Below are 12,643 nucleotides of genomic sequence, written 5' to 3'. Positions count from 1 at the left end.
GGGCCCTACTCGGTCAAATGTGGGCTGAGCAGCGGGCGTCAGGTGAGGGACGGTCAGACCCGCACCTGAGGTTCAAGCGCGTTCCTCTAGCCGATCGCGCAAGAACCGATGGCTGTTGGAAAACAACCGACGGTAGGTGAGCAGCACCGCACCTACCGTGCCCAAGGCCGAGGACGCGGCGATCAAAAACATGATCACGATCTGGTAACGCACCGCGTCCACCGGGCTTTCACCGGCCAGCACCTGGCCGGTCATCATGCCGGGCAGGCTGACGATGCCGACCACGGTCATCTGGTTCAGCGTCGGGATCATCCCGGCGCGCACGGCCTGGCGGATTGCCTCCTGGGCGGCCTCCCAACGTGAACCGCCGAGCGCCAGGATCATCTCGATGGTGTTGCGCCCCGAGGTCAGTTCCTGGGTCATGCGCTCAATGCCCAAGGACACGCCGGTGAGGGTATTGCCGAGGATCATGCCGAGGATCGGAATCGCATACTGCGGCTCGTACCACGGGTGGATGCGGATCACCGCGAACAACCCCACTGCGGTGACCAGCCACGAACTGCCCCACACCGACAGAATGCTGTCGACCCGTTGCCCACGGTAAGTACGGCGCCCGCGCCCCGCTGCGGAGAGCCCGGCGATCAGGGTCATCGCACACATCAGCGGCAGCACCACATACCAATAGGCGAACTCGAACACCCAGCCCAGCAGGTAACCGATGGCCAGTAATTGCACCACGGTACGCACGGCCGCCCACAACAATTGGCGGCCAAGGCCCAGGCGCAGCAACAGCGACAGCGCGCCGTTGATGAGGATCAGCGAGGCGGCAATGCCCATGTCCACTGCCGTGAGGTTTTGGTAGTTCATGGCTGGGCTGCTCCGCTCAGTACACCGGCGCTCATGTGCAGGTGGATGGCGCTCATGCGCCGGGCCTGATCGAGGTCGTGGGATACCCAGATATAGGCGCGGGCGTTGTCGGCGGCATACCAGGCGCTGATCAATGCCTCCACATCACGCGAGGACGTGGGGTCGAGGGCGGCCGTCGGCTCATCGAGCAACAGCACTTCGGGGTTCAGTTGCAAGGTGCGGATCAGTGACACCACTTGGGATTCACCACCGGACAGGTCGCCGGCATTTTTAGCCAAAAAGTCTGCGTTTTTACCGGCATGCTCCAACAGCCTGGTGACGGCCTGCAGGTCGAAGCTGCGCGTGCGCAGGGTCTTGAGGCTGAACGGGAAGCGCAGGTTGTCTTCTACCGTGCCCTCAAGCAGCGCCGGGCGTTGCGACAGGTAGCTGATGTGGCTGCGGTAGTGGGGAATCTGCGCATTGGCAATCGGCTGATTGTTCCACAGGATCTGCCCCGAGGTGGGCGCATCCAGCAACGCCAGCGCGCGCAGGAACACGCTTTTACCGGAGCCGGAGGAGCCGGTGATGGACACGCGGTCGGCGCGGTTCAGGCTGAAATCCGTGGGTTGCAGCAACGCCACTTGGCGCCGCTCGTCCCTGCGCGTGAGGGCGCGGGTTTCAATCAATGCGGTGTCGGTCATCAACTCGGTACTCGGCTTAACGGCTTGCAATCCACTACTCCACTGCCTATATTTCGTGCCTGGCGCACTCCACGCCACCTTCCGCGGAAAGGGCTGCGCCCAGGAGCCTGACTGAATATCACATTTCTACGACTCCCAACCTGAAAGCGGAAAAGGTTTGTGCAAGGAGATCGTATGTCGCAACGCCTCTTATCCTCGACTACCGACGGCCGCCTCAACCTTGAGCAGCAGCGCAAGCGCGCCAAGGAACTGTTGCCGCGCCTGAAAAGCCAAGACCCGCACGCCACCCTGTCCCAAGCCCAATGGCAGGTTGCAAGACAGCTGGGTTTCAGCAGTTGGCCCAAGCTCAAGGCGCATGTCGACGCCATCGACTTCGCCGCCCGCCACCCGGACTTTGCTGCCAGCGATGAAGCCCGCACCACCCACTGGCGCTGTGGCAGTGACATTGCCCATAGCTTGCAACTGGCCGGGTTCAAAGGCCAGTTCCGCATGCTCACCGATCCGTTGTGCATGGGGCCGGTGCGCGATGTGCCCAGTGAAGATTTCCGCGCGATGCGCAGTGCCTTTATCAGCCAGGCCTTTGCCCTGGACGCTGCTGAAGTAACCCACCGCGTCGAGGATGAATATAACCACCTGCAAGCCCTGGCCAGCGCCGATCACAGCGTGCTGTGGTGCGAAGCGGACGCCTATGATCAGCTGTTTCTGGTGCGCGCGCTGGCCGGTCTTGAGCGTGCGCCGAAAAAGCTGGAGCTGATTGAGGTCGACCGTATCCCGGGTGTCGAACGCTTTATCGGCATCGGCCAACTGGCGCCCGATGTATTGGCGTGGTTGTGGCCCCAGCGCCGCTTGATCGATGACGCAGCGGTGCAACTGGCCCGACAGGCCTGGGCGGCTTACTGCGACAGTTCGCCGGTCAAGCTTGCGCAACTGGCCCACGGCAACCACCCATCCTTGCCCTTTCTCGCCCCGGCGCTACTGCGTCAGCTACAGGAATTACCGGGCGTTGAGGATGGCCTGTCACTGACTGAACGCTTGTCGCTGCGCTACATCGCCGAGGCCGGGCCGGTACCTTTCGGCCGGGTATTCGCCGAACTGATGGCCAAGCGTGAGCCGCTGCCGTTCCTGGGCGACATGATGTTCCACGCGCTGTTGCGGCCATTGATCGATGGGCCAAACCCACTATTGCTCGAAACCGAAACCGAGCGTGACTGGCCGCGCCGCGAACTGGCATTGACGCCACTGGCGCACCACGTGCTGGGCGGCGAGGCGTATTGGTTGGACCACGCCGGGCACGAGCGCTGGGTCGGCGGCGTGTGCCTCAAGCCCGGCCAGCCGCATTGGGCACTGGCCCACGACCGCCTGCCGGTCTGGCGCACCTGAGGCCGGATCAGCGCTTGGGCGATAACCCGACGGCGCACGCCATCACCGCCGGGTCGCCTTGATAAAGGCTACGCGCAGCCGTCGAGGGCGCAGTGACCCGACTGTCGACGGCGCGCAACAGCGGTCGTTCAACCGTCGGCAGGCTGTGCTGGGGGTCGACAATCTCCATGCAGCGGCGCAGGGAGTTGAAATCCGGCGACTGTGACAGCGACAGGTGCAGGGTCTGGCTCACGGATACCGACACCACCGAGCTTTGCGCGCATTGCCCGTCGTAGATCAGCGTATGGCGAATCAATGGGTTGTCATGGCAGTACTTCAACAGGTTGACCTGCCGCGAACGCACCAGCGCGGTGTTGATGATCAACAGGTCGAACGCCACGCAACCGGCGCGCGTCAACGCCTGCAGCTCGTCGAACGAGCTCAGGGGGGCGATGCGGTGGTAGCCCAGCTGGTTGAGCATTTTCTCCAGCTTGATCCGCTGCAGCAGGTCTGCATCGGCAATCAGAAGGCGTAAGGCTTTATTGGACATAGGGTAAACCTGACAGTTGGGCATCAGCGTCGATCATTCAACGTTGAACACGGTAACTGTCGGGGCTTGAACATGACTTTAAGGCGATTCTGAAACGGTCACTGTGCGCTTTTAAGAATCGCCTCAAAGCCCTCGCACTTGCACGCCCCTACCATGGCTGCGTTCCCACACGTTGCCATGGAATTTTAGTGTTCATGTTTTTACTCAGAATGATGCTGCTGGCCGGCGGGCTGCTGGTGCTCGCGCCACCGCCGGCCAGCGCGGCGCTGAAGATCGAAGGCACGCGCCTGATCTATTACGGCCAGGACAAGGCCGCCGGCATCAGCGTGGTCAACCCGGCCTCACAGCAAGTGGTGGTGCAAACCTGGATCAGCAGCGAGGACGAATCAGCCGACAGCCCCGTACCGTTTGCTGCCACCGAACCGTTGGTGCAACTGGGCGCCGGCGAGCATCACATGCTGCGCATTTTGTATGCCGGTGAAGGCTTGCCCGCCGATCGCGAATCGCTGTTCTGGCTCAATATCATGGAGATTCCGCTCAAATCCACCGACCCCAACAGCGTGCAGTTTGCGATACGCCAACGGCTCAAGCTGTTCTATCGGCCACCTGCGCTCAAGGGTGGCTCGGCCGAGGCGCTGCAGCAACTGGTGTGGAGCAGCGATGGGCACAGTGTCATCGCCCACAACCCAAGCGCATTCCACCTGTCGTTGATCAATGTGCAGACGGACACCCAGCCGCTCAGCGAATACCTGCTGCTCAAACCCCATGAGAGCAAGCGCCTGAGTACAGCGACCGCCTTGCCTACCGGGTCCACCCTTCACTTCACCGACATCAACGATATCGGTTTGCAGGCCCGCCATAGCGCGGTGCTCAAGTGATCAATCGCGGGAAACTTGCATTTATGTCTCTCACCAAACGTTTACTGCCCCTGCTGCTGTGCGGCTGCGCGGCCCTTCCTGCCACAAGCTATGCACTGTCGTGCGTCGAAGATGGCAGCGGCGCCTATGTCGATATCAACCCGCTTGGCACCTCACTGGCGGTTGCGGCTGATGCACCGGACGGCACGATCATCTGGGAGTCGGGCCCACGCTCCACGAATGTGTTGTGCAAGGACGACCGCAATCACGGCCGCGAAGAAGTGTATTTCTACGTCAACCCGGCCAACGTCAGCATCGGCCAAGGCATCCGCGTAGGCATCCGGTACAACAACGCGCCCATCACCCAAAGCACCGGCAAGGTCGGCACCGGTTTTTACTCGGACCGCGGCTGCAACTGGTCCAATTGCACAGGCTGGGACAAGGCACGCTTTACCCTGAACTTCAGTGTATTCATCGAAAAATACGGCAAGACACCGCCCAGCGGTCAAGCCAGCACCCTGGCTCAATATCGCGTGTTCCAGCTCGACGGCGTACGCGGGCTCAACACCAACCCCAACAGCAACCTCAACTACATCGTCACCGGCATGAACGACATCCGCTTCGTGCCCTGCGCCCCGGAACTGACCATTACCCCCAGTGTTGTCAACTTCCCCACGCCCTCACGCAAGGCGCAGGTCGGCGCCGTGGCCAGCACCGCGAACTTCAACCTCAGCCTGCGCAAAGTCTGTGATACGCCCTACACCGTCAATGCACGCTTCGCCACCACCCCAGGGGGCGGCAGTGTCATCAACGGCTTGCTGGTGCCGGCCAACAACAGCTCGGTGGGCATCTCATTGTCTCGCGCCGACAGCGATCAGCGCCTACCCTTCAATGACTGGTTTACGTTGCAGACACTGATGGGCTCCGGCCAGGCACGCAATGATTTTCGCGCCGACCTGAGCTGGCGCACCCTGCCGATTCCGGGGGCCTTCGACGCCGCAGTGGTGGTGGACATGTTTTACAAGTAGCCGACGACTTTAAGGATCGTCTTATGCCGCTGGCATTGATATGCCACTACTCTGCGCCGATGCGATTGAAAAGTTACCTGCTCCAGATCAACCCCGTCCTCTCCCGACCCGAAGCAGCCAGAAGGCTGCTTCGTATTTTTGCGAGCGTGCTGCTCGTGGGCATCTTGAGTGGGGTCTATACCTTTCTGCTGTCGACCTTCAACAACGACATCTCCCAGCGCCGCGGCTACATGAGCAGCGCCATCGCCGAAGCCCATACCTTTTTCACCAACCGCGAAGCGCTGCTGGAAAGCCTGAGCCTGTCGGCGGTGCGCAAACAGTCCAGGCTCTACCCCTCCTCCGAGGAAGAACAACACCTGGAACTGGGCAACACACCCGGCAACCAGTGGAGCATCTGGCTGACCGCACGCATGCGCGACTACCTCAAGACCAAGCAGCTCAACCTACTGTATGTGAACGCCGGCCCCAGCCCACAGGTAACGCGGTTGTACGACGCCACAGCGCACGTATTGCCGATTTCCAAGTGCATGCTCAACCGCCTCAAGGCCCTGCAGCACAGCGACCCGGCCACGCTCAACGAGTTGTGGCTGAGCGACAACACCGAAGGCCATTCGCACCTGTACATCTTCATCCGCCTCGACGATCGCGACCCTGAATCCGGCTGGCTGGGCCTGGAGATGGAAAGCCGTGAAGTGTCTTCAACCCTCAGCGACCAGAGTGCCGGTGAGTTCATGATGCTCAATTCCCAGGGCATGCTGGTGTTTACCAACAGCACCGACACGCAGCTCAAACAGCAACACCTGCGGCCCGGCGAGGAGAGTTTTTTTGGCTTTGTCGGCAACGGTTTGCTGCCTGACCACCTGGTGATCCGCAAGCACTTGAAGTCTTCGGAATGGCAATTGATGTATTCCATCGACCTGCGTGCGGTGGTCAACGGCCTGTGGAAACAGCTGCTCGGTTCGCTGTTGTTCTGCCTGTTCAGCCTCACGCTGATCTGGCTGGTGATGCGCCGTGTCGACCAGCGTTTCATTATTCCGTCGATTCATCGCATCCAGGCGTTGATCGAAAGCGAAGCCTTTGGCCGCGATGTGATCCAGATCGCGCCCGTGGCCCTTTGCGTGCTGCGCCGCACCGACGGCCAGGTGGTGCTGGAAAATACTCTGGCCCAGCAATGGCTCGGCAACGGGCCGGAGCGCGAGGCGCTGCAGGCCGGCTGGATCGAGCAAGCGTTCGCCCAAGGCCCGTGCGAACGCAGTGATTACTTTGAAACCATCGACGGCCGCCACCTGTACCTGAGCAGTGCGCCCACTCGCTACAAAGGCGAGGACGTGCTGTTTTGCGCATTCAGCGATATCAGTGCACGCAAGCAGGTTGAAGCGGCGCTGGAAGAAGCACGCCAGTCGGCGGACGCGGCCAACGCCGCCAAGACCTTGTTCCTGGCAACCATGAGCCATGAAATCCGCACGCCGCTGTATGGCGTGCTCGGCACCCTCGAACTGCTGGCGCGCACGCAACTGGATGCCCAGCAAAGGGACTACCTGCACGCCATCGAAGGTTCGTCGTCGACCTTGTTGCAGTTGATCTGCGATGTGCTCGATGTGTCGAAGATCGAAGCCGGGCAGCTGGCATTGGAAATGAGCGAGTTTTCACCGCTGGATCTGGTCCACGAAATCATTCAGGGCTATGCCGCAGCCGCCCAAGGCAAAGGCTTGCAGCTGTATGCCTGCTTCGACCCGAAGCTGCCCGAACGGCTGATCGGCGATGTGACGCGCATTCGCCAGATTCTGAATAACCTGCTCAATAATGCGGTGAAGTTCACCGATTACGGGCGCGTGGTGCTGCGGGTCAAGGTGCTGGGCCGTGACGGTGAACGCTCCAGCCTGTTGTGGCAGGTCTCGGACACCGGCAAGGGCATCGCCCAGGAAGACCAGGCGATGATTTTCGAGCCGTTCTACCAGAGTGAAGGCAACACCAACGTGGTGGCCGGCACCGGCCTGGGCCTGCCGATCTGTCAGCGCCTGACCGAGTTGATGAACGGCAACATCCGCATGGTCAGCGAACTGGGCCTGGGCAGCAGCTTCAGCCTGATCCTGCCGCTGGAAGAGGCGCCGACCACGCCGATGACCGCGCTGCTGGCCGAGACCATCTACGTGGCATCGCCCATCCCGGAACTGGCCAACTCCGTCAGCGGCTGGCTGCGCCGCTGGGGTGCCAGGGCCCAGGCCGGCCTGCCGACATTGCCGGACACGCATCTGCTGCTGCAAGTACACCCCGGCAGCGTCGACCCGCTGCTGGTGCCCGAATGGCCGGGGCCGGTGATTCACGTGAGCAGCAATGCCTGCACCAGCGTGGAAGCCGAAGGCGGGGCCTGGCACGTCAACCTCAACCACCTGGGTGCGATTCATCAGGCGGTGAGCCAAGCGCAAGGGCTGTGGGTGGCCCGTGCCGATGAGCACACGCGCCAGCGTGACCTGAACAAACTCAACCTGCACCTGCTGGTGGCCGAGGACAACATCATCAACCAGCTGATTTTGCGTGACCAACTCGAAGAACTCGGCTGCACCGTGGAGCTGGCGGCCGATGGACAGGAAGCGTTGCAGCTGTACACCGCCGGCAGCTTCGATGTGGTGTTGACGGACGTGAACATGCCCCACATCAACGGCTATGAACTGGCACGCGAACTGCGCCGCCAAGGCTGCCCGTTGCCGATTATCGGGGCCACCGCCAACGCCATGCGCGGCGAGGCCGACCTGTGCCTGGCCGCCGGCATGAACCATTGCCTGGTCAAACCCTTTGCGTTGCGGGCTCTATTCAACTCCCTGGCGCCTTATGCACGGATCACCCATGAAGCCCCTTAGTATTTTGATTGTTGAGGACCATCCCCTGCAGCACATCTACCTGCAGCACTTGCTCAGTGAGTTGGGGGATTTCAGGCTGGAAACCGCCGAGGACGGCAAAGAAGCGCTGGAGCGTCTGCGCCAGCGTGATTTCGACCTGATACTGACCGACCTGCTGATGCCCGGCATGGACGGCGTGCAATTTATCCAGTGCCTGGCCAACCTGCGCAGCAAGCCGGCTCTGGCGATCATGAGCGCTGCCTCGCGGCGCATGCTGATGGCCGCCAGCCTGGTGGCGAAAAACCTCGATGTGGAAGTGATCGGGCTGATCTCCAAGCCGGTGAACGCCGATGCATTACGCAATCTGGTCGATCAACTGAGGAACACGGTGCGCAAGCCCTCCCCCGAGCTGCCCGAACACATGGACATCGACCGCCATACGCTGGTGCAGGCCATGAGCAGCGGCCAGTTGCAGGCCTGGTTCCAACCGAAAAAATCCCTCGCCAACGGGCGTATCGTCGCCGCCGAAGCCCTGGTGCGCTGGATGCACCCCGAGCAAGGCGTGATGCTGCCGGCCGCGTTCCTGCCGGCAATCAAGGCCTTCGAGCTGGAAGAACGGCTGTTGTGGCTGGTGCTCAAACAGGCGATTCACGCCCAGGAGCAATGGCGCCAGCGCGGCTATGAAATCCCGGTGGCGATCAACCTGCCTACCCACCTGCTCAACAGCCATGACCTGGCAGACCGCTTGCTGGAGTTCGTGCTGCACCACGACGGCATCCCGGGAATGATCTGCTTCGAGTTGATGGAATGCTCGGTGCCGCAGGACATCAGCAACTTCTACGCCGGTGCCTGCCGCTTGCGCATCAAAGGCTTCGGCTTGTCCCAGGATGATTTCGGCAAGGGCTACAGCTCATACCTCAACCTGGTGTCTACGCCGTTTACCGAGCTGAAGATCGACCAGGCGCTGGTGCAGGGCAGCCACGACAACGAAGGCATCGCCCAGGCGCTGGCGAGCATCATCGCGCTGGGCCGCAAGCTCGGCCTCACGGTGGTCGCCGAAGGTGTTGAAACGCCTGCGCAATTGGCGCTGCTGCGCAAAATAGACTGCAATCAGGTGCAGGGCTTCCTGATCTCCCATGCGGTGTCTTCAGACCAATTTCAGCAACTACTGAACAATGATGGCCCCGCGACATCTCACTAGCTGGAGGCCCCGGATTATTTGTCCTTTTATAAGAAGCAAGCTCGATCCAGTGCCGATTTGTCCTGCGCCTGCGGAAACCCCTGATGAAGCACAACAACGCGATACTCGAAGCCTTTACCCGCAGTTCCGTACGCCTGAACAAAGGCCTGATGGTGCTGATGGGAATCGCGTTGCTGCTGCTCCTTACCAACTACTGGTCACTGCAACGCGGGATCGAAACCCGGTATGGCGCAACACGCTTTCATTTTGCGCGGCTGATGGAAAACCTCACCGAGCAGCAAACCTACCTCAAGAGCCTGGCGCACCCGGGCATCCAGGCCGAATTGCTGCGGGCCACCAACGTGCAGGTCAGCCTCAAGAGCCGTATGGTCGAGAACCGCCGCACGCTATACGTAGGTCAGAAGTACTCATTTTCGGTACCGTTCGACGTCAAATTCGATGAGCAACAGGTCGGCGTTGCTGCCCGGCCACCGATCTTTGCCCTGGGCGCGCATCTCACCAGCTACTACAGCGCCTTCTGGTCCTCGTCGCCGTATGAAGCGCCGCAAACGTTTCTAGTCAATCGCCAGACGCACTACGCCATCACCATTCCCTCCGTGGGCTACCAGCGTCGCGAAAGCGCTGAAGAAACCGGCAACCAGGTTGCACTGGTCACAGCGGTACAACAAACCCTTGCGCAGACGCCGCAGCCGCTGGAGCAGGATTGGGTGTACTGGAAAGCGGGGCCGGAACCCGAGCACTTGCTGGCCTACATGGGCCTGGCACTCGACGGCCAGGGCCAGGCGGTGATCGGCACCTTGCTCGACCTGTCGCAAGTCGACGATGTGCAACGCGCGCTGGATCACTCGGCGTTTGATCGCTTCACCCTTATCGCACCCGACGGCAACCACTTGATCGGTCCAGAGGCCAAAGCGTCACTCAGTGATGGCGTGCACCTTACTGCGAATGGCTTTGAGTTCAAGATTACCCAGGCTGGCGACCGGCCCTGGAGCGCGGTCTATGGCCTGAACTACTCGCATTTCTTCCACTCGGCGTTATGGCCATTGAGCACCCTGGCGCTGCTGCTGGTCAGCCTGGTCACCCTGGGCTGGGCCGGCAGCCGCTGGTACCGGCGACAGGTGATCAATCCGGCGCGCCTGGCCCACGAACGCATCGCCGAAAGCGTGGCGTTCAGCCGCGTGATCATCGACACCGCGCCCACTGGCTTGTGCGTGGTGCGCCGCAGCGACGGCGAGGTGCTGATCGAAAACCAGCGCGCCCAGCAATGGCCGGGCACCGCACGTCTGGTGGCGGCCATGGCCGGTCAATACAACAACGCTGAGAGCGGCGAAACCCACTTGGAGATCGAAGGCCGACACCTGCAAATCGGCTTTGTGTCGACCCGCTATCAGGCCGAGAACGTGCGCCTGTATGCCTTCAACGACATCACCCGGCACATCGAAGACGCCCAGGCGCTGGAAGAGGCACGTCACGCCGCCGATACCGCCAACGAGGCCAAGACGTTGTTCCTGGCGACCATGAGCCATGAGATCCGCACGCCGCTGTATGGCGTGCTCGGCACCCTGGAACTGCTCGGCCTGACCGACCTGGACGCGCCTCAGAAAACCTACCTGCACACCATTCAACGCTCGTCCGCCACGCTGTTCCAGCTGATCAGCGATGTGCTGGATGTGTCGAAGATCGAGTCCGGGCAAATGGCAATAGAAGCCGTGGATTTCTGCCCGCTGGACATGCTCGAAGACACCCTGCACACCTACGCCGCTTTCGCCCAGCGCAAGGGTTTACAGCTCTACAGCTGCATCGATCCGCGCTTACCGGACTGCCTGATGGGCGACCCGATGCGCATTCGCCAGATCCTCAATAACCTGGTGAGCAACGCGATCAAGTTCACCGACATCGGGCGTGTGGTGATTCGTGCGCGGGTGATGGCGCTGGACGCCGAGCATGTCGACCTGGAATGGCAGGTCACCGACTCCGGCGTCGGCATTCCCGAAGCACAGCAAGCCAAGCTGTTCGACCTGTTCTACCAGGCGCCGGACACCGCCAGCGAAGGCGGCGCCGGGCTGGGGTTGCCGATTTGCCGCTGGTTGGCGCAGATGATGGACGGCGAAATCCGCGTGGTCAGTGAGCCGGGCCTGGGCAGCAGCTTTACCCTGAAAATGCGCCTGCCGCGGTGCTGCGGCGCACTGACCAACCTGCCGCTGATCGAACCCAGCCCAACGCCGGTGTACGTGCAGGCGCCGGTGCGCGAACTGGCGCAGTCGATGAGTGACTGGCTCAATCGGCTGGGCATCGCCGCAGCCTTGGCGGCGACCACCCAGGACAAAGACAGCCGCCATGCGGTGCTGGTGGACCTGCTGCCCAGCGAGCCCGCCAAGCCGTGGGCCGGCCAACGCGTGCTGTGCCAGCCGGGCGCACACAGCCCGCCGCTGCACACGGCGCAAGGCTGGGTGGTCGACCTGCACGATGTGCGCAGCATCGCCAGCACCGTGTCCCTGGCGCAGCACGGCAAGCATGAGCAACCCGCAGCGGCCCGGCCACAAAGCGCCGGGCAGTTGGGGTTGCGCATCCTGGTGGCCGAGGACAACCCGGTCAACCAGGCGATCATCAAGGAGCAGCTCGAAGCGCTCGGCTGTTCAGTGAGCCTGGCCGCCAACGGCGAGCAGGCGCTGCAATTGTGGCAACCGCAGGCCTTTGACCTGGTGCTGACCGACGTGAATATGCCGTTGATGAATGGCTATGACCTGGCCAGGACGCTGCGCGAGCACGACCCGCACCTGCCGATTATCGGCGTGACCGCCAATGCGATGCGCGAGGAAGGCGTGCGCTGCCTGGCGGTGGGCATGAACGCCTGGATCGTCAAGCCGTTAAGCCTGCAAACCCTGCGTGGCCAATTGATCAAGTTGTGCAAGGTCAAGCCCGCGCTGGAGCCTGCCGCTGCATCTTTTGACGACAGCGTGCAACTGTCGGACAAGATGCGCCCGCTGTTCATCAGCAGCGTGCAGCAGGACTTGCAGCGTATCGGTGCCGCCCTGGCGCAACGTGATGCCCACGGCCTGGGCCAATTGCTGCATTCGGTCGCCGGCGCCCTGGGCGCAGTCCAGGCACTCAGCCTGGCTCAAGCGTGCATCGAACTGGAAAGCGCACTTAACCGCGGCAGCCTCGACACGGCACTTGAGCTCAAGGTAAAGGCGGTGATGCAGCGTCTGTCGGCCGTTCTGGAGACTCTCCAGCCCGGGCACTCTTCACTCACTTGAACTGGCA

9 protein-coding genes are annotated in these 12,643 nt (G+C 61.9%); 6 read left to right on the top strand and 3 right to left on the bottom strand.

Annotation, left to right across the window (positions count from 1 at the left end):
• Positions 1-72 precede the first annotated feature (72 nt).
• The gene (fetB, locus tag FFI16_RS07485) at positions 73-867 is read right to left on the bottom strand and encodes an iron export ABC transporter permease subunit FetB (protein ID WP_138814737.1); all 795 of its coding nucleotides are present in this window, start codon (positions 865-867) and stop codon (positions 73-75) included.
• Positions 864-1,547, bottom strand: coding sequence for an ATP-binding cassette domain-containing protein (locus FFI16_RS07480; RefSeq protein WP_138815384.1), 684 nt, complete (start codon positions 1,545-1,547; stop codon positions 864-866). The genes fetB and FFI16_RS07480 overlap by 4 nt, the downstream gene beginning before the upstream one ends.
• Positions 1,548-1,721: 174 nt before the next feature.
• On the opposite strand from FFI16_RS07480, the gene FFI16_RS07475 reads away from it, so the two are divergent.
• The gene (locus FFI16_RS07475; RefSeq protein ID WP_138814736.1) at positions 1,722-2,927 is read left to right on the top strand and encodes a DUF1835 domain-containing protein; all 1,206 of its coding nucleotides are present in this window, start codon (positions 1,722-1,724) and stop codon (positions 2,925-2,927) included.
• A 7-nt stretch (positions 2,928-2,934) separates the two neighbouring features.
• Here the strand turns inward: FFI16_RS07475 and FFI16_RS07470 are convergent, their stop codons facing one another.
• A complete protein-coding gene (locus FFI16_RS07470; protein ID WP_138814735.1) occupies positions 2,935-3,456 on the bottom strand; it encodes a chemotaxis protein CheY in 522 nt (173 codons plus the stop codon).
• Between the two features lie 194 nt (positions 3,457-3,650).
• On the opposite strand from FFI16_RS07470, the gene FFI16_RS07465 reads away from it, so the two are divergent.
• The 5 genes from FFI16_RS07465 to FFI16_RS07445 all read left to right on the top strand — a co-directional run bounded on the left by FFI16_RS07465 (position 3,651) and on the right by FFI16_RS07445 (position 12,636).
• A complete protein-coding gene (locus FFI16_RS07465) occupies positions 3,651-4,334 on the top strand; it encodes a molecular chaperone (RefSeq protein WP_256666237.1) in 684 nt (227 codons plus the stop codon).
• Positions 4,335-4,357: 23 nt separating this feature from the next.
• A complete protein-coding gene (locus FFI16_RS07460; protein ID WP_099487457.1) occupies positions 4,358-5,341 on the top strand; it encodes a fimbrial protein in 984 nt (327 codons plus the stop codon).
• A gap of 59 nt (positions 5,342-5,400) precedes the next feature.
• Positions 5,401-8,199, top strand: a complete 2,799-nt coding sequence (locus FFI16_RS07455) for an ATP-binding protein (protein ID WP_138815383.1) — start codon at positions 5,401-5,403, stop codon at positions 8,197-8,199.
• Positions 8,186-9,379 (top strand): EAL domain-containing protein, encoded by a 1,194-nt coding sequence (locus FFI16_RS07450; RefSeq protein ID WP_138814733.1) that lies wholly within the window; start codon positions 8,186-8,188, stop codon positions 9,377-9,379. Before FFI16_RS07455 ends, FFI16_RS07450 begins: the two co-directional genes overlap by 14 nt.
• 83 nt (positions 9,380-9,462) lie before the next feature.
• Positions 9,463-12,636 (top strand): response regulator, encoded by a 3,174-nt coding sequence (locus tag FFI16_RS07445; RefSeq protein ID WP_138814732.1) that lies wholly within the window; start codon positions 9,463-9,465, stop codon positions 12,634-12,636.
• The last annotated feature ends 7 nt before the right edge of the window (positions 12,637-12,643 follow it).

Source organism: Pseudomonas sp. KBS0710, from assembly GCF_005938045.2.
In the GTDB taxonomy this organism is placed as follows: domain Bacteria; phylum Pseudomonadota; class Gammaproteobacteria; order Pseudomonadales; family Pseudomonadaceae; genus Aquipseudomonas.
This window is presented reverse-complemented; position numbering and strand designations above follow the sequence as displayed.